We start from the raw sequence: 17,479 nt of genomic DNA, 5'->3' as shown, positions 1-17,479 counted from the left end.
AGATTGAAAAGTTTTACAGATCACCCGATTATTTGGCAAAGCTATGATAATGAAAGCCTTATAGACAACACACACACACATCTTTTTAAAATATCAATTGATGATTATGACAAAATAGTAGATCTTTATCCGGCTATTCTACGGATGGATGAAATTGAAAAAGCTAGTCGTTTTAGACAAGTAGAGGATGCTAAAAGGTATATTATTGGAAAATTTTTTCTGAGAATGATTCTTTCAAAAACGCTGGTTGTGAAACCTTCCGATATTATTTTTTCATACACGCAAAATAAGAAACCCTACATTGCTTCACAACATTTTAACATTAGTCATAGTGGCAATTATACAATTATAGCAATAAGTCCACTACCTATAGGTATTGATATAGAATTTGTAAAAAGTGATTTTAATTATAGCCCGCTATTAAAGGAATGCTTTACTCCCCTGGAGTTAAGACACATTCATAATAAAATTGATTTCTACACCTTCTGGACTAGAAAAGAGGCTGTACTTAAGGCAAGTGGCGAAGGAATTATTGATAATCTTCATGCCATTGATTGTTCTGAGAGCACTGTATTCAGAGCCGGTTCCAACTATAAACTGATAAGTAATCAGCTAAATAGAGAGCATATAATTAGTCTCGCAATTAATATTTTATGCTTCGAAAATAAATATTGGGCTTTCTAATCTCCATTATTTCATGTATATTCATTTATATTTTAATAGGTACTTAAATTCTAAATTTAACAGTTTGATTCATGGATATTCAAAGGGTTGATGACATCTCTCATCACGAATTTATGAGTAATTTTTATGAACCTGGAATTCCAGTTGTTTTTAAAAACGCATCAAAGGTTTGGAAGGCGAATGGACTATTTAGTCCTGATTGGTTCAGAGAGAACTATGGCGAACGAACTACTAAAAAAAATGGTGAAACATATACGATGAATCAAATCATGGATTTGGTGGAAACCAGCAGTGAAAGCAATCCGGCTCCTTATCCATTAATATTTAATATACCTGAACAATTACCAGAACTACTGCCACTCATCAACCCGCTTAATCTCAATTATGCAAGTCCAAATTGGTTGGAGTCCAAATGGTTCAAAAAGGGATACTGGGGTAGTGCGACCGAACTTTTCATAGGTGGTCCCGGTGGGAAATTCCCTTATTTACACTTAGATTATTATCATCTTAATGCCTGGATAACCCAATTGCATGGTGAGAAGCGTTTTACTGTATTTCCGCGGGGACAGGAAGAATTGCTTTACCCTAATCCAAATGATCCGTGGCGCTCGGACGTAAATATCTTTGAACCGGATTACAGCAAATTTCCAAAATATAAAGATGCAACACCTATTCACTTTACCGTTGGGCCTGGAGAAACACTTTTTATTCCTTTTGGGACCTGGCACTCTGCCTACTCGCTAACCTCTACTATATCAGTAGCTTTTGATCAAATGAATAGCAAAAACCATAAGGATTTTTTAAAAGACGTTTGGTCATTTAAACGTAGAGAAGGAATTATGAAAGCAATAACCATGTACAGTTATGCCTGGCTTGGATGTAAAGTGGGCAATAACTTAAAATAATATATGAAGGCTATAAAAGAGCTTGCCAAGAAGGTAATAAAATTACATCCGCAAACGGATGTTAAACCACTTAAAAATCTGGTTCATGTCGGCTCAGACCATCATGGATACAAGGTCCCGCATGGCTTTTTAAATAAGGATTCTATATGTTATTGTATAGGAGCCGGTGAGGATATCACTTTTGATACTGAACTAAAAGTTTTGTATGATTCAAAAATTTTCATTTTTGATCCTATGCCAGAAGGCATAAATTATTTCATAAAATTGAAAGAAACAGTTGCCAGAGGAGAAACATTTGGTGTTTTTGATGACCCGGTTTTCCGTTACCGCATCAATTCCCAACAATTGGATGAAATTACCTATGTAAATAAGGGGGTTTGGAACGAAGATACGGTACTAAAATTTTATGCACCCAATCTTGACAACTACATATCCCATTCTGTATATCTTTTTAAAGACTCTGGAGAATATATTGAAGCACCAGTAGATCGTCTGTCTAACTTTATGAGGCAGTTTAATCATACTAGTGTTGATTTAGTAAAAATTGAAATCGAAGGCGCTGAATATACAGTTATAGATACCATCGTTAAAGACAAGCTTGATATTAAGGTAATAATGATAGAGTTTGATGAGGTTTACCATGCGAAAGGCTTAGGCCACAAGTTAAGGATAAAGAAGGCATGTGATCAGCTTAAAAAAGCAGGTTATGTTTTAGTGCATTCTACTTATATGCTAAAACGCACATTTGTCCGAAAGGATGTTTACCAGCAACTTAAGTTTATGGAATAATTATAGAGCTTTCCGCTTTGATTTTTCCCAGGCAGCGCTTTGATTATTTCTAAAATATTTGATTATCCCTGCTACAACCGCATAATTCATTATGCAAAAGTAGTACGGAATAAAAAATGCTTTAATGCGTATGTTTCTGCTTTCAAAAAATAAGCCGGCAAGGCTAAGCAAGTAAAACAGCACCTGGCCCGTAAACAATACCCCGTAAACCCCAGATGCCCCTTCTAACACAATCAAAGCATTCAATACAAACGCAACAATAAGTAAAATAGGGATGATTGTCCATCTCAATACTCTATGGCTAATGTATTGAAAAGTAAGAATCGGATAGTAAAACGGGTTAGCAGCTCTCTTTAATCTTAAAATAGATTGTATCCCCCCTGCTGCTATCCTTATTTTTCGTTTTAATTCCTCTTTGGTATTTGCCGAAGCAGTTTCCATGGCATATGCATTAGCCTCGTAAGCAATCACATAGCCGTTTTCAGCAATTCGCATAGCAATCATGTGATCATCGATTATGGTATCAGACTCTACAGGTTGGTAAAGCGCTGTCCGTATACTAAATAGTTCCCCCGCTGCTCCAACATTTGAGTAAAGTTCATAATCCAATTTTTTAAGTAGAGATTCATATTTCCAATAAAACCCTTCACCTGCCGAACTGGCATCGGCTTTATCCCCTACAAGGATTCTTTTTTCACCGGCAACAGCCCCCACCTTTGGATTTTGATAATGCTTTACCAACTCCAGAATTGCATCCTCATTAAGGAATGTGTTGGCATCTGTAAAAACAATTATTTCACTAGCTACAAATGGAATAGCTCTTTTAATTGCAGCCATTTTTCCTGCCCGCAAATCCTGATGTAATAAGATTATTCCAGGACACGCCCTCACCTTTTCAGGAGTTTTGTCATTAGAACCATCTGTAACAAACAAAATCTTAATCCTATCCTTAGGATAATTAAGCTGTAATGAATTTGTTATTTTTTCGCTGATAAGGTCTTCCTCATTGTAGGCTGCAATAACCAGGGTTACAGTTGGCAGCAGATCGATGTTGGTTATAAAATCAACTGCCTTTGTAAATAAACGCTTAATTTTTACAAGGATAAATAATATTAAGCCGTAACCAACAAAAGTATATACAATAAGCGAAAGACAGATCCAAAAAGCTACTACCATTTATTCCTTATATTTTAAAACCAAGTTTATCACTATTTTTTGAGTTTGTAAAATTCCACCATACTCCTTTGAAAACCCATTTAATCAAATCGGATCTTCTCTTTAAAAAGTAAACTAAGATCTGTTTGCTGCAGGCAAATGTGATATAATAGATGCTGAAAAGAATGATGTTTAGCATCCCTGTATTCCTTCTAATAAAAAGCATTCTGTTCCTCGTCATAAAGTAAGTTTTAATGTTGCTTTCCTTTCCTACACTTACAGATTCTTTATGAAAGATTCTTGCTTTACCTGTAAACCAGATTTTCTTCCCTGTTTTTTTAAATTTTTCGCACCAGTCCAATTCCTCGTAATACAAAAAGAACTGCTCGGCCATAAGCCCTACATTTTCTAAATCAGAACGACGACACATCATTGCAGCTCCATGACAGTAGCCAGTTTCTCTACTATCCAAATCGTACTGACCTTCGTTAATTTCCATGTTACCAATCCCCTCGTTTCTGCAGGTTAGATAATTCATTTGGGTAAAGCCTGCATACTGGATAAGTTCTGGCTGATCAAAATACAAGATTAAAGGAGATAAAATTCCTATTTCCGGATTGCTTTCAAACTCAGTGATTAAGGTATCCAAAAGGTTATTTGTTATTTCCGTATCATTATTTAGCAACAGTAAATAATCTCCTTTAGCGACCTTAATTCCTAAGTTATTTCCCCCTGCAAATCCTAGGTTTGTGGCCGATCTGATATAAATAAGGCTTGGATAAATTGCTCGATATGCTTCCTCATGATCTTCCCGACTTCCGTTATCTACTAAAATAACTTCTAATGTTACACCTGTAGTATTATCTTTCACAGATCTGAGAAAATCAAATGTTACTTGAGGTTGATTAAAATTTACTGTGATTATTGAGGTTAGGCTCATTAATGGCGTCGTAATTACAAATAAAAGAAACGGTAGTATGCAAATATATTACTTAGTTCTCTATTATAGATTTTATTTATACTATTTTGCACCCCAATATTATTAATGTTATAGCATGGCCAATATAATTAACCTTACCACATTTAAAGATACCAGAGGCATACTTACCGTGTTAGATCAGGTAGTTGATTTTGAAATCAAACGTTTGTTTTATATATATGCTGTTGACGATTCTGATCGTGGTGGTCATAGGCATCATAACACACATCAAGCAGCAATATGTATTAAAGGTTGCTGTAAAATAACCAGTAATGACAGCAAAAAAGTAGAGATATTTGAGCTGGATTCACCAGAAAAATGTTTGATTCTAAAACCTGAAGATTGGCATGTAATGCACGACTTCTCTGAAGATGCTATTTTACTAGTACTCGCTTCGACAGCATTTGACCCAAAAGATTATATATATGAGCCATACGACAATTCCCTATGAGAATTTGAAAATTCTAAATCAATCTTTTGAAGAGGAAATGAAATCTAAGTTTTGTGACTTTTTAAACAAAGGTTGGTATATTTTAGGTGAAGAGGTGTCTTTGTTTGAAAAGGAATTTGGTGAATTTCATAATGAAAAATATGTGGCTGGTGTTGCGAACGGACTGGATGCCTTAATATTATCACTAAGATGCCTTAATTTCAACAAAGGGGATGAAGTTATAGTACCATCAAACACTTATATAGCGAGTATTTTGGCGATACTGCAATGTGATCTCGTTCCGGTATTTGTTGAGCCTAATCTAGAAACATATAATATAGACCCAAACAAGATTGCTGATGCTATTACCAAAAGAACAGTAGCAATAATGGTTGTTCACTTATATGGGCAGTGTTGCGAAATGGATCCTATAATCACTATCGCTAAACAGCATGATTTAAAAATAATTGAAGATTGCGCACAGGCACATGGTGCAAAATACAAAGGTAAACTTGCTGGCACTTTTGGAGATTTTGGTGCTTTTAGCTTTTATCCTACGAAAAATTTGGGGGCTTTAGGTGATGCTGGAGCTGTGATTTGCAAATCTGAAGAAGATTATCTGAAAATCAGACAACTCAGAAATTATGGCTCAGAGAAAAAGTACTATAACAATATGGTCGGTTATAACTCAAGACTGGATGAAATTCAGGCCTCTTTTTTAAGAGTTAAATTACCTTATTTAAACGAAATCAATTCGCACAAGCAAAAGCTTGCTACTATTTATCATAATGGCTTGAGTGACGCGTTCATTAAACCTATTCTAACTGATAATTTCGAACATGTGTATCATATTTATAATATAAGACATCCTGAACGAGATCAGATAAAAATATACTTGCAAGAGCATAACATAAGTACAGAAATTCATTATCCAGTGCCTCCACATCAACAAAATGCATTAAAGGGAATGAATCATTTAAATTATCCGATTTCAACAAAAATACATCAAACAACTTTAAGCCTTCCATGTTCTTTTGTACATAGTGCAGAAGATATCATGTATATTGTGGATACTTTAAATAGTTTTAGATAAAAAAACACTTAAGTGTCTAACTATATTTTTCATAAGGCAGTAAACATCTTTACCTGTTGTAATTAAAGTTTTATGAAATAGTAAAATATGTATTACCAAAACTACCCAACCATAAGGTTGAGTCCAGGATGTATATACTAATAAGGATAATGGGAAAAAGATCGTATAAAAGTCCAACATTAGTATTTGAAAGTGCTGGCTCGTTGGGGATACAATAAAAATGATTTTTGATTTAAACTCAAACTGTCTTAATAGAATAAAGCAGGTGTATAAAATTAAAGAAATGTAGACAATCCATAAATTAATAAGGTAAAGTACAATGGCTAATGTGACTAGCTCTACCACCATGATTCCCCTTGCGTTCCATATAAATTGTTCTGGGCTGACTTTATTTGCGAAAGTATTGATTCCTGTTTTTTGATCATTATCCCTATCTAAAAATTGATGCCATAATATACTTCTTACCCCATACAAAAAGGATACTGCCCCTGCTACAATTAACCACCACCAATCGGTAGAGATCGAGGAAGCATAAAAAACAATAGTTATAGCGAATAATGTTGGAAACAAATGTTCTGCCGAAGCACAGGCTATTACTCCCCATATCCCTCTTTTTTTTAATCTGATCGGAGGAAAAGAATACAAACTGATAGATAATGTAATCAGCAAATAGAAAATTATGGCATATCGATTAGGATAAATGAAAATAGTTGTGGTAAAAACGAGTCCTAGCGAGCTTATTGCTAAAAGCCAGCGAACAGGCCCAGACAAGAGTTCCATCATATTTGCTTTATTACAGGCAATATCTATTTCTAAATCTGTGAGATCATTTATAATGCTTGCATATATAGCAATAAATATTAAACTCCCAAATATGGTTAAAAATGGTGGACTTAACAGATTGAAGAGCGGCACATCACCCATTAAGGCTGTTGCATAGGCCAATGAAAGCACCTGAGGTGTTTTATGATCCCACCATTCGTGGGCACGTGTAAGTTGCAAAAACTTACCCTTTTCCATGTAAAGAGGTCAACAAATGATCTACGAAATCTTTCTCTGGTGATTTAGGTATAAGTTGAGCTATATGACTTGCTGCTGTTTTCCCCATTTCCTCCCAGTCTTCACGTTGAGTCCAGGCAAGCTCCATTGCTTCTTCAAATGACTCTTCATTCGGATGTCCACTAAATGCTGTCATTCCCTCTTCGATAAGTTCTATATTACCTCCAGCCTTAGAAATAATAGCTATTCTACCCGCAGCCATTGCTTCTACCAATGATAATGGCAAACCTTCGCTTCGCGATGGCAATATCAATGCATGGTATTGCTTCCACATTTCATCTATATCTTTAACCTGACCAGCAAATTTTACATTCTCTACACCAAGTAATGCTGCCATTTCCTTTAACCCTTCATCATCTACGCCTGAACCTATAAAAGTTATGCTAATGTCTCTATTCTTCCATTTTTCAGTACTTAATATTCGGAGCAGTATATCCTGCCCTTTATCCAGCACAAAAAGGCGTCCAACACAAGCCAGTTTAAGGCCATTTTTGGTACTTGGGTAAGGCTGAATACCACCAATTTTAAGGGGATTAAATATGATGCGGCTATTTTTCAATCTTGCCCCAAACTGTTCTTCCGTTAACCTGAGGTTATGTTTAGATACAAAATAACATGCAACAGCACTCTTAATCACCTGATTCATCATAGGCCGATCACTTTTTCCAGGCCAATAAAAATCAACTGCTTTTTGAGCGACCAAAGCATACGGCAACTTCAACACATAACATGCATACCCATAGCCCAATCCATCAAAATTAATACCTTGAGAGATTAAAGCAAATACATGATTATTCTTATTCAAAAGGCTAATCAAATTATTTACCCATGGGTTATTTATAAAAGTAAAAGTATTATTCTTACCTCTAAGCTGTTCTAATTTATCCATTACCCTTTTGAAATTACGTTGAACAAACGAGCGATGAATATCTATTTCAACAAAAGAAACCTTCATATTAGCCAATTTAATAAACTCAGGATGCACTTTGTTTATTTTACTCTTGTATACAGTAACGGTATAACCTTCGGCTATTAACAAGGGAACACTTTTTCCCCATAATTCTTCACTTCCACCCCAATCTTCGGAGCAAGAAGAAATTATTGCAACATTACCTAATGATTTAGTATGTTCTAAGTTCATCTAATTAACTTTTTGTTCACTTTTATTTTTAAAAAGACGCGCATAATCACCTTCCATTTCCAAAAGTTCTTTGTCGGTACCCTCCTGCAATATTTGTGTGCCAGATAGCACATAAATATAATCAGCATGCTTAACTGCTGAATGTCTGTGGCTAATTACTAGTGCTGCACGATTCCCTATATGTTGCCTGAAAGAATCAAAAAGTTCCTTTTCAGCTACTGCGTCAAGTGCACTGGTAGCTTCATCAAGGATAAGAAATCGGGATGAGCTATACAAAGCCCTTGCAGTTGCAAGTTTTTGCCATTGTCCTATACTTATTTCACGTCCATCATCAAAAACCTTTCCCATCATTGTGTCATATTTATGTTCAAAGTCTTTGATGTAATTATGAGCTCCTGAATGCTTTGCTACATTGATTATATCTTCCATCTGATGCACAAGACGCTTGATATCCCCAAACTTAATATTATCTGCTGCTGAAAAATTATATTTACAAAAATCCTGAAACACGACACTAATCTGTTTACTATAATCAACTTTGGAAAAATCACGGATGTTTTGCCCTCCTAATGTAATTACCCCAGAAATAGGTTCATATAAGCGACAAAGCAATTTAATTAATGTTGTTTTGCCTGCCCCATTCAAACCTACAACGGCTATAATTTTCCCAGAAGGTATTTTCATATTTATCCCCCTCAATGTAAGTTTATTTGTGCCTGGATAAGCAAAATCTACATTTCTTAATTCAAGGTCTAACATCTCATTATTTGGGATAGGCCTTGTATCATCTTCTATTACAACATTCTCTTTCAAATCAAAGAGTTCAAAAATACTAGAAACAAAGATATTATTCTGGTACACTGTAGATATTCCCGAAGCAATATTTTGCAATACATTAAATGTTTGAGGGAATATAACGAGGAACAAGGTCGCATCTCCAAGAGTTGAGTAGCCTTTCGCAGTTCTAAGCATAATATAACCTATGCATACGAAAAAACCTACAGTTGATAATACAGAAGTTGCAACCTCGCCTAAAGTTCTATTAAAGCTAATTTTTAAACGTTCTTCAAGCAAGGACATCCTAATCTGAAAATACTGAGCTTTAAAATAACTACCAAGATTGTAACTTCTAACTTCTTTAGCAGTTGTATCAGAAGTAATCAATGTGCTTAAATAGGATGTCTTTCGTTCGGTTGGTGTATGCCTAATTCTCAGCACATTCTGTTTATCAGAGAAATAGATTCTAACCAATAATGTAGGTAAAACAAACAAAACCAACATAGGTAGTAGCAGCCAATTTATAGAAATCAAAATTAGCGCAACACCAAATAAATTTAGTAGATTTTTTGCAATGTCCAAAAGCGATAAAATGACCTGATTTGGCCTATATGAGCCTGCGTCCTTTGCTCTTTTTAAAACATCAAAATACTCAGGGCTCTCGTAAAAAGATAATTCAAGATTTGCAGCTATGTCATGTATTTTATCGTCAATATTTTCAGACACTCTTGCTGCTTGAATTTCTCCTGTATAGGCCGATAGCGCTCGTATAACATTATATAAAATACCTATCACTCCTGCAAATAACACATACTTTAATACGATGCCTCCATTGGCTAAATTATTCAAATCGGATTTTGAAACAATATCAACTAAAAGCTTTAACGAATAAAGCGATCCCAACATAAAAATGGTCTCCAGAAAAATCATTATTACCACCACTAAGGTCCAACCACGTGCAATAGACCACACAAGTTGAAGTGTTCGTTTGATGTTAAGGTTAGTTTTGAGCTTTTTGATTTTATCTGATATAGATTGATTCATCTGCAATGGGTTGCGTTTGTAAAACAAATATAGATGAATAGAATTTTAAATCTTCCATAATTAATCTGATATTTAAGGAAATTTAAAGGCCATATTATAATATAATATAGCAAGATAATCATTTGATTGATTCAACTTTTATTTTTTAATGTTATTTACACTCTACCAAACATTTACTAAATGACATTCAACAACTTAGTTACGATAATAATTCCAACATTTAATAGAGAGAATAAGCTTCGTGAAGCCATTGAAAGTGCGGTAAATCAATCGTACAAAAACATTCAGGTCATTGTTATAGATGATGGCTCTGTTGATCAAACTGCAAAACTTGTAAAAGAATACCCTCAAATCGAATACTATTACAAAAAAAATGGGGGACAAGCTTCCGCAAGAAATTTAGGACTTTCGTATGCAAAGGGTTCTATTATTGCCTCATTAGACTCTGATGACATCTGGTATATAGACTTTCTTAAAAATTGTGTTGAAAAATTAGAGAAAGATCAACTTGATTTTGTATTTACCAACTGGGATCAGGATACAAGAAACGGAGAAACCTGGGATTTTCTTAATAATGATCCATTTCTAGAACCATATTTATATAAAGAAAAGAACAATTGGGTTAATTTGAGCTATAACGAGGTTAGAGATTTATACATTAAATCATGCCCTTCGCCATCGTCTTCTCTTGTCATGCGCAGGTCTTCCATAGTATCCGGATGGAATGAAGATATGAATATTGGTGATGATTGGTGCCTTTATCTGGAAATGATACTAAACAAAGAATGCCGGGCAGCTTTTACATTAAATAAATTATGGCATAAAAGGATCGATGAGATCAATGTATATGATGGTAGAAAATGGAGTGAGGTCCTGGAATTTTTATATATCGCAGATGCAAAGGCAAAAATCATTAAATTTGACAAGCTACTCAGCCCAAGAGAGAGAAAAACGTTGGAACAAAGATATATGATTGGTCTGGTTGAGTTTGCCAAACACAATTTAATTCGTGAACTTAACTTCAAATACTCATTTATTTTACTTTTCAGAGCATTTGCCGTGAACATTCCTTTCACACTAAAAGAGATCCCTAAAGTTTTTATTAATGGCTTACAGAATAGAAAATTGAAAAAAACAATGTCTTAAGTGCGCATGCGAAAAAAATCCATTTGCTATCAGCTATACTGGGTCAGCGATATCGTTGGGTGGATAAAGAACAAAAGAATAAGGATTGGGTACTGGGCTTTTATAGGAATTAAATAAACCTAAATAATTCACAAGCTTACTTTCATCTGTTTTGTTGATAAAAAAATCGCTCGACAAAAGATAGTACTTAATCAGATTACCAATGCGGTCTGATTTCTTCCAGTTTGAATTTGAATAATACAAAATTTTCCACTTTAAAGTAGAAACCATATCATTTCTAGTGGCTTTAAAATAATCGTCTACATACCTTGATACACCTTCCGATTCCAGTTTTAAGTAGAACAATTCTCTCCTTAGAATGAGCGTGACATATTTTTTCAAACCCGATTCCATGAAATAAAGCGAAGCCGGTATGATACTCATGCCTACCCCAACGCCCGTTAATATTATAAATTTTCTTCTTTCCAATTTTTAAAATATTTTATCTGCCGCAAATAAAGATAAAGCTGATAAGGTGAGCGTAGGATTAGAAGGACCATAAGTTGTAAAAGCACCTGACCCTAAAACAAATAAGTTTCTGTATTGATGATGAATCATATGCTTATCTACAACCCCATCTGTTTTATTGTTACTCATTCTAGTTCCACCAATGATATGTCCTTCATTCGGTTCCGTCCCCTGATATATGATCTTTTCAACTGGTAAACAAGATAAAACATCTGGCAATTTCAACTTTATATTGTCTATAGCTTTTATAGTGTAGTCTGACCGATCATTAAAGTGAATTTCCGGAATCAATTTGTTTGACGAAACAGCAACATGGTTAGTATTTATTGGTAAGTCTTCAAAAACCAGTCTAAAATTTACTACATTTAAATGCTTTCCTCTTTCCAGTCTAATATAATAAGGCGCGTTATTTACCTCAATTAAGCATGCGGCAAAATCTTTTCTGTGGTCTCCATCATAAAACATATAACCATTTGCATTTACCCAGCTACTGCCACCAACATTTTGTATATCATCAAGATAAATCTGAACCTGCATACCTAATTGCTCTCCTATACCTCTACCTGTTAAAGGGTTTTTGTCCCCCGCGTTTAGTAAAATGTTAGAATTGAAAAACGGATTCGCACCAAGCACAACTACATCACTTCTGACTGACAACTCCTTTCCTTCATTCTGGAATAGTACCTTTTGTACTACATCATTCGTAATTTCCAGACTATAAACTGCGCAACCATATTTTATCTCAACACGTTCATCGTCATAAACACCTACATTTCCATTCTCTATAGTGAACTTCGCATTCACCGGACAGGTATGACATGTACTAAGAGCCATGCAGCCATTTCTATTCATCGTTTGCTTGCTAGCTCTTGCGGTAGGCTGGCTTATATATTGACTACCATATTTTTTATGCAGTATTTTATCGACCAAGGTAAAAGCATGCTGAGGTAGTGGATATTTTCCTTTTCTCGGAAAGGGTGTGTTTTCTGGTCCAGATACTAACATCATCTCTTCAGCCTCATAATAATAGAGATCCAACTCATCGTAACTCACAGGCCAGTCCTGCGCAATACCATACAAACTTTTTAACTTAAAATCATTAGGCATAAATCTTGGGGTACAGCCCCACCAGCAATTGGACGATCCTCCATAAGCAGTTGTAAACTGCCACACTTTTTTCTCGTTTAAGTTTACAATGTTATCTTGCCATGGCGATGCATATTTCTGGTACTTTGATGGCAGCCCCTTTTCGACTTTAAGACGCTCTGCATAGGGATAAAAATAACCCTTTTCTAAAACGAGTATTTTTTTATTTTTTGAACCAGGCTTAGACAAATATTTTTTCAAAAAAAAGCTAGACGCAAAACCTGTACCCACCACAACCAGATCATAATGATCATATTTCATGTATTCAACAATTTTGTAAAAAGTTCTGTCAATTAAAATCAATAATTATTTGCATTCTTAAGGAACCAATGCAGCCAAGGTATTTTTACAAACATCAAAACACATAGTAAAGTTGTAAATAATATCAAATATAACATAAACCATTTTCTTGTATAAAGCTTTTCTGAGCCCTGTACAGGAGAATCCTTTAATAAACCTATTCTCAAATACCAAGAAAACAATAAAGCAAAAAAGGGAAAGCTCACTAAAAGCTCAATCCTATCTTTTATTAAAAAAATACCTAAAAAAAAAGCAGAAGTAATTGCATAGAAAAACATCGAAACAAGTAAACTGTTTTCAGTATAATATTTAAACGATCGGCGGTACTGTCCCGCGATTTCCACATTTCCGATCAATCTAAATTCTGCAAATCTCTTTGTAGCCATTAAAAATGCTCCCCCCATCCAATAGGCAATAATTATACTTACTGGTGGAAATGTATTTATCCAATTTAAATCCCATTTACTACTTGGTATACCTAACGACGGAGTAAAAATAAACCATCCCGCAGCAAATCTGATTGGATTATTGACTGACTCACTCAAAACATCAAGGAATACCCTATCCTTACTTCTGAAAGGTTTTACATTGTAAATTACTCCCATAAAAAGAAGAAGCCCTGCCATTAAAAGAAATTTAATTGAAACAGTATAAGATACCCCCAACCCCAAACATCCTAGTATGGCATACTCAATATAAAGAATTCTAGGATTAATGATCGTAACAACCGAAGACCTTTTCTTTTTCAGGGGATGATATTTATCAAATCCCTTGTCTAGATACTCATTTATAACATAATTAGCAGATGCCACAAGGCATATGCTAGCTATGCCAATAACAATCTTAACAATTAGACCAAAGGTAATCGCGGTGTCAAAAATTGACAAAGCAAACAACATTCCAGGTAGCATGAAAATATTCTTAATCCAGTTATCCGGCCTGGCTATAGCTATATATTCAAATATTTTTGCCGGTTCCAAGATATTTTCTCCGTCATTTTTAGAAAGAGAGGAATCATTTACAATAATTTCATCCATTATTAATAATGTATTTTAATTTCTTACATTAATTAGTTCTTTAGAAAGTTTCTGATAAAAGTTCTTCGCAGCAATTCCTTTATCAACCAATAGAAATGAAATATTAGCATACTCGGCACATGAACCATCAAGCCCCTCTCTATCACCAATATATAAACAATTATTTTTATTTGTTATGTTCATTTCCGATAAAATAAATAACAATCCGTCAGGACAAGGCTTAAAACTATTAACTCTTTCGTCTGTCGAACTAATTTCTAAATCAACTTTAATTTGCATATTTTCCAATTTATTTACTGAATCATAATCTGAATAAATTGCAGTTCTTATCCCCTTGACTTTTAAGTCCACTATAAACTGTCTTACCCCTGGATACATACACCTTTTAAGATATCTATTTGGTTCATTAAAAATCCATTGATCAATTACTTTTCTTACTACTTCAACTTTTTCATTCACTTTTTGCGCACACCACTGGTATTGTTTATCTTTTAGATTCTTTCCTCTAAATCCAGCTCTTTTCTCACGCTCCTTCCTAAAATGGTATAAGATAAAAAGTTCATTATACCTATAAGGTCTTAAAATATAATATAAAATTAATCTAACAAACATGATCTTTCTTAACTTAGATTGGTCGTACAGAGTTCCATCTACATCAAAAACAATCAATTCTAATCTATTCCATAAAATATTTTCCACCCTATTTGTTAATTAAAAAATAAAAATATCAAAAATTAGACATTGCATATATAAAAAAATAGTTTAATAATGGATAATTTCATAAATAAAGACATAAACCAGAATGATAAAAAAATTAGTGTTATCATTTTAATTATTTTATTAATTGGAGTAGGATTAAGACTATTCCATTACCTATATAATCGATCATTATGGATGGATGAAGTGTATTTATGCTCAAGTTTTATTCACATGAATTATGTTGACCTTGCAACCAAAACACTTGACTATGGACAAAAGGCCCCCATAGGTTTCTTATGGCTAACTAAATTCGTTGTAAATTTAATTGGTTTTAATGAAATGGCTTTAAGGGCTATTCCCCTTATTGCTGGAATTACTTCACTCTTTATATTTAAAAGGGTATGCAAGGCATTCCTTAACATACAAGGTCAAGTTATAGCTATATGTATATTCTCAATTGCTCCGGCACTTATTTATCACAGTGTTGAAATTAAACAATACTCAACTGAGTGTTTAACTACGGTCATAGCACTTTATTTATATTGCATTTATGCAAATAACAATAAATGGGGCAACAATGTTTTGTGGGGTATTTGTGGTGGAATCCTAATCTGGTTCTCTTTTTCGGTTATTTTTATTTTGCTAGGTATTGCAGCAGGAATATGCTTAAACCACATATTAAAGAAAGACTTTAAATCATTATTCTTCAACGCTATACCGTTTACCATATGGATAATCAGTTTTATTTTAAACTATACATTATTTACCCACAAACAAGAATCAGCATGGGTAGTCTATTTTTTCAAGGTATATGATAATTTTATGCCAATGCCCCCACACACACTTCGGGAACTGAAATGGTTTCCTAGAAATTTTCTCAGCATGATGGATTACCCATTAGGGCTGATTTGGGTTTTTAATAAGGCTAAGATTTCTATGATCAGTCTGGCCTTATCTATCATTCCCATAATATTATTATCCATTGGTATGTTCTCAATTTTCAATACCAATAGAAGGAATTTTTATGTACTAATTTTCCCATTATTAATGGTGTTATTGGCTTCAGGTCTATTTTTATATCCACTTATTGAAAGATTTTGGATTTTTACGACCCCTATATTTATTTTGTTTGTAGCATTTGGATTTGAATATTATCAAAGGAAGATAAAATCACATAAGCTTATTTTACTCATATCTTTAGCAATTACTTCTTGTCCCTTTACTCAGTCTCTTTACTTTGTAATTCATCCTGATAGATTTTATAAACATAAAAATTCTGCTGAAAAAGAGAGTCTATTTTATATAAATAATCATTTTAGACAAGGTGATATTGTTTATAATTATTGGAATAATGCACCTGGTTACAAGGTTTACAAGCACATTTACAATTTTAAATACCTAGCCATACAAGGACATGATTTCAGAAAGACATCTGAAGATCTAACTGACTATAACCATCAGTTAAAACAAGATTTTAATGAGTTTTCAGGAAAGAAAAGAGTTTGGTTACTTTACAACAATCAATTTTTAACTGACATTGGCGATAAAATTGATGATCCGGTATGGTATTATAAGAATCATATTTCACCGACAGATAACCTAGTGGCACAACTAAGCAAAATAAAGAAGCCAATAAAAAAAGAGATATTCAAAGACATAACTATTTATTTGTTTGAAAAAGACTAAATAACAGCTCATTGGCTATCAATATCGATCTTATCTAAAATATTTGGATCGACTTCTATATCAAATTTTCTAGCGAAGAGCATATCTGATCTTAGTAGATCATTTATATCATCAGATACCAAAATCTTTGGATTTGCTTTTCCTTTTGGGAATTCTATGTAACGCAAATTGTCATTTACAATCTTATCTGTTAAATGCGAATTCATTAGCATTGTAGGAATTACAAATTCATCTGTCCCCCAGCAAAATTTAAGAAAACTATTAAACTTATTATTCTTTTTTAAAACCATTATAAGGTATGCTGCACATTCATTATTAATAGTCCACCAACATGCCTTTGCTCCCCCATAAAGTTTTAAAGGCAACGGAAATTTACGCTTAGGAAGTAACATATTTATGATTTTTTCAACCAAAAACTTCCCTGTAAAGTTAAAGTCAGTTAAATGATATTTTTGAAACCTTTGAACTGCGCTCTTCCACCAATCTGATTGACTTCCGTCAACTTCGTAATAAATAAATGACTTATCTTCATTTTTTAGTAGAAAATCATAGATCTTACTATTAGCCTTAAGGGGATAATCTTGAGCACTTAATAAATTATAACAACCATACTGCACATTGTTCTTATGAACTTCTTCTAGTGAATTCATAATAGCTTGTAATGTACTGTAACCACCCCAATTACAGACTATCCGATTTTCTATAAAAAAAACCCTGGTAATATCTTTTAAATGCAAAAAATTTTGAATATCAACTTTTTTATCTATATGAATGTAAAAATCAAATTTTGGATATTGCATCTTTCTTATCAACCGCTCCAGTTGGATAGGATTCTTATGTGCAATTATAATGTGAGCTATACGCATATCAAATCACAAGGATAAATTAAATAATAAAATCTT

General features: G+C 33.7%; 17 protein-coding genes. 7 read left to right on the top strand and 10 right to left on the bottom strand.

All coding sequences use genetic code 11. The annotated features are described in order from the left end of the window. The first annotated feature begins 3 nt into the window (after positions 1 to 3). The 3 genes from P0Y49_08765 to P0Y49_08755 all read left to right on the top strand — a co-directional run bounded on the left by P0Y49_08765 (position 4) and on the right by P0Y49_08755 (position 2,378). Positions 4 to 684 (top strand): 4'-phosphopantetheinyl transferase superfamily protein, encoded by a 681-nt coding sequence (locus tag P0Y49_08765; protein WEK21232.1) that lies wholly within the window; start codon positions 4 to 6, stop codon positions 682 to 684. 71 nt (positions 685 to 755) lie between these two features. After that, on the top strand, positions 756 to 1,589 hold the full coding sequence (locus P0Y49_08760) for a cupin-like domain-containing protein (protein ID WEK21231.1): 834 nt from the start codon (positions 756 to 758) through the stop codon (positions 1,587 to 1,589). Between the two features lie 3 nt (positions 1,590 to 1,592). Next, positions 1,593 to 2,378 carry an FkbM family methyltransferase gene (locus P0Y49_08755; GenBank protein ID WEK21230.1) on the top strand — a complete coding sequence of 262 codons (786 nt, stop codon included), beginning with the start codon at positions 1,593 to 1,595 and terminating at the stop codon, positions 2,376 to 2,378. Here the strand turns inward: P0Y49_08755 and P0Y49_08750 are convergent, their stop codons facing one another. Both P0Y49_08750 and P0Y49_08745 read right to left on the bottom strand, forming a co-directional pair. Further along, on the bottom strand, positions 2,379 to 3,554 hold the full coding sequence (locus P0Y49_08750) for a glycosyltransferase family 2 protein (protein WEK21229.1): 1,176 nt from the start codon (positions 3,552 to 3,554) through the stop codon (positions 2,379 to 2,381). Positions 3,555 to 3,561: 7 nt separating this feature from the next. After that, positions 3,562 to 4,473, bottom strand: a complete 912-nt coding sequence (locus tag P0Y49_08745; GenBank protein WEK21228.1) for a glycosyltransferase family 2 protein — start codon at positions 4,471 to 4,473, stop codon at positions 3,562 to 3,564. 115 nt (positions 4,474 to 4,588) lie between these two features. On the opposite strand from P0Y49_08745, the gene P0Y49_08740 reads away from it, so the two are divergent. Further along, positions 4,589 to 4,963 carry an FdtA/QdtA family cupin domain-containing protein gene (locus P0Y49_08740; GenBank protein WEK21227.1) on the top strand — a complete coding sequence of 125 codons (375 nt, stop codon included), beginning with the start codon at positions 4,589 to 4,591 and terminating at the stop codon, positions 4,961 to 4,963. Further along, on the top strand, positions 4,938 to 6,035 hold the full coding sequence (locus tag P0Y49_08735; protein WEK21226.1) for a DegT/DnrJ/EryC1/StrS family aminotransferase: 1,098 nt from the start codon (positions 4,938 to 4,940) through the stop codon (positions 6,033 to 6,035). Before P0Y49_08740 ends, P0Y49_08735 begins: the two co-directional genes overlap by 26 nt. Here P0Y49_08735 and P0Y49_08730 read toward each other — a convergent pair. The 3 genes from P0Y49_08730 to P0Y49_08720 form a co-directional block, all read right to left on the bottom strand. Continuing rightward, positions 6,018 to 6,980: a UbiA family prenyltransferase gene (locus P0Y49_08730; protein ID WEK21225.1), complete on the bottom strand. Its 963-nt coding sequence runs from the start codon at positions 6,978 to 6,980 to the stop codon at positions 6,018 to 6,020. The two genes, P0Y49_08735 and P0Y49_08730, sit on opposite strands and share 18 nt — an antisense overlap. Before the next feature lie 61 nt (positions 6,981 to 7,041). Further along, a complete protein-coding gene (locus P0Y49_08725; protein ID WEK21224.1) occupies positions 7,042 to 8,235 on the bottom strand; it encodes a glycosyltransferase in 1,194 nt (397 codons plus the stop codon). Beyond that, positions 8,236 to 10,056, bottom strand: coding sequence for an ABC transporter ATP-binding protein (locus P0Y49_08720; protein ID WEK21223.1), 1,821 nt, complete (start codon positions 10,054 to 10,056; stop codon positions 8,236 to 8,238). It abuts the gene before it with no gap. 180 nt (positions 10,057 to 10,236) lie between these two features. Here P0Y49_08720 and P0Y49_08715 point away from each other — a divergent pair, with 180 nt between their 5' ends. Further along, entirely contained in the window at positions 10,237 to 11,202 is a 966-nt protein-coding gene (locus P0Y49_08715) for a glycosyltransferase family 2 protein (protein WEK21222.1), read from the top strand. Positions 11,203 to 11,235: 33 nt separating this feature from the next. Here the strand turns inward: P0Y49_08715 and P0Y49_08710 are convergent, their stop codons facing one another. Genes P0Y49_08710 through P0Y49_08695 form a run of 4 tightly spaced genes read right to left on the bottom strand, consistent with a single transcriptional unit; the run spans position 11,236 to position 14,891 of the window. Further along, positions 11,236 to 11,670, bottom strand: coding sequence for a hypothetical protein (locus tag P0Y49_08710; protein ID WEK21221.1), 435 nt, complete (start codon positions 11,668 to 11,670; stop codon positions 11,236 to 11,238). Positions 11,671 to 11,673: 3 nt separating this feature from the next. Then, positions 11,674 to 13,116 carry a GMC oxidoreductase gene (locus P0Y49_08705; protein WEK21220.1) on the bottom strand — a complete coding sequence of 481 codons (1,443 nt, stop codon included), beginning with the start codon at positions 13,114 to 13,116 and terminating at the stop codon, positions 11,674 to 11,676. Between the two features lie 38 nt (positions 13,117 to 13,154). Further along, entirely contained in the window at positions 13,155 to 14,192 is a 1,038-nt protein-coding gene (locus tag P0Y49_08700; GenBank protein WEK21219.1) for a UbiA prenyltransferase family protein, read from the bottom strand. A 15-nt stretch (positions 14,193 to 14,207) separates the two neighbouring features. Further along, positions 14,208 to 14,891: an HAD family hydrolase gene (locus P0Y49_08695; protein WEK21218.1), complete on the bottom strand. Its 684-nt coding sequence runs from the start codon at positions 14,889 to 14,891 to the stop codon at positions 14,208 to 14,210. A gap of 69 nt (positions 14,892 to 14,960) precedes the next feature. Between P0Y49_08695 and P0Y49_08690 the strand changes: the two genes are divergently transcribed. Beyond that, complete coding sequence (locus P0Y49_08690) at positions 14,961 to 16,577, top strand: glycosyltransferase family 39 protein (protein ID WEK21217.1); 1,617 nt, start codon at positions 14,961 to 14,963, stop codon at positions 16,575 to 16,577. Positions 16,578 to 16,585: 8 nt separating this feature from the next. Here the strand turns inward: P0Y49_08690 and P0Y49_08685 are convergent, their stop codons facing one another. Further along, positions 16,586 to 17,443, bottom strand: coding sequence for a beta-1,6-N-acetylglucosaminyltransferase (locus P0Y49_08685; protein WEK21216.1), 858 nt, complete (start codon positions 17,441 to 17,443; stop codon positions 16,586 to 16,588). Between the last annotated feature and the right edge of the window lie 36 nt (positions 17,444 to 17,479).

The organism is Candidatus Pedobacter colombiensis (assembly GCA_029202485.1).
Taxonomy (GTDB): Bacteria; Bacteroidota; Bacteroidia; order Sphingobacteriales; family Sphingobacteriaceae; genus Pedobacter; species Pedobacter colombiensis.
This window is presented reverse-complemented; position numbering and strand designations above follow the sequence as displayed.

Excerpts from the sequence above, each read along its gene's own strand:
- P0Y49_08760 (WEK21231.1), top strand. The coding sequence starts at position 756 with ATGGATATTCAAAGGGTTGATGACATCTCTCATCACGAATTTATGAGT.
- P0Y49_08755 (WEK21230.1), top strand. The coding sequence starts at position 1,593 with ATGAAGGCTATAAAAGAGCTTGCCAAGAAGGTAATAAAATTACATCCG.
- P0Y49_08750 (WEK21229.1), bottom strand. The coding sequence starts at position 3,554 with ATGGTAGTAGCTTTTTGGATCTGTCTTTCGCTTATTGTATATACTTTT.
- P0Y49_08745 (WEK21228.1), bottom strand. The coding sequence starts at position 4,473 with ATGAGCCTAACCTCAATAATCACAGTAAATTTTAATCAACCTCAAGTA.
- P0Y49_08740 (WEK21227.1), top strand. The coding sequence starts at position 4,589 with ATGGCCAATATAATTAACCTTACCACATTTAAAGATACCAGAGGCATA.
- P0Y49_08735 (WEK21226.1), top strand. The coding sequence starts at position 4,938 with ATGAGCCATACGACAATTCCCTATGAGAATTTGAAAATTCTAAATCAA.
- P0Y49_08725 (WEK21224.1), bottom strand. The coding sequence starts at position 8,235 with ATGAACTTAGAACATACTAAATCATTAGGTAATGTTGCAATAATTTCT.
- P0Y49_08720 (WEK21223.1), bottom strand. The coding sequence starts at position 10,056 with ATGAATCAATCTATATCAGATAAAATCAAAAAGCTCAAAACTAACCTT.
- P0Y49_08715 (WEK21222.1), top strand. The coding sequence starts at position 10,237 with ATGACATTCAACAACTTAGTTACGATAATAATTCCAACATTTAATAGA.
- P0Y49_08705 (WEK21220.1), bottom strand. The coding sequence starts at position 13,116 with ATGAAATATGATCATTATGATCTGGTTGTGGTGGGTACAGGTTTTGCG.
- P0Y49_08700 (WEK21219.1), bottom strand. The coding sequence starts at position 14,192 with ATGGATGAAATTATTGTAAATGATTCCTCTCTTTCTAAAAATGACGGA.
- P0Y49_08690 (WEK21217.1), top strand. The coding sequence starts at position 14,961 with ATGGATAATTTCATAAATAAAGACATAAACCAGAATGATAAAAAAATT.
- P0Y49_08685 (WEK21216.1), bottom strand. The coding sequence starts at position 17,443 with ATGCGTATAGCTCACATTATAATTGCACATAAGAATCCTATCCAACTG.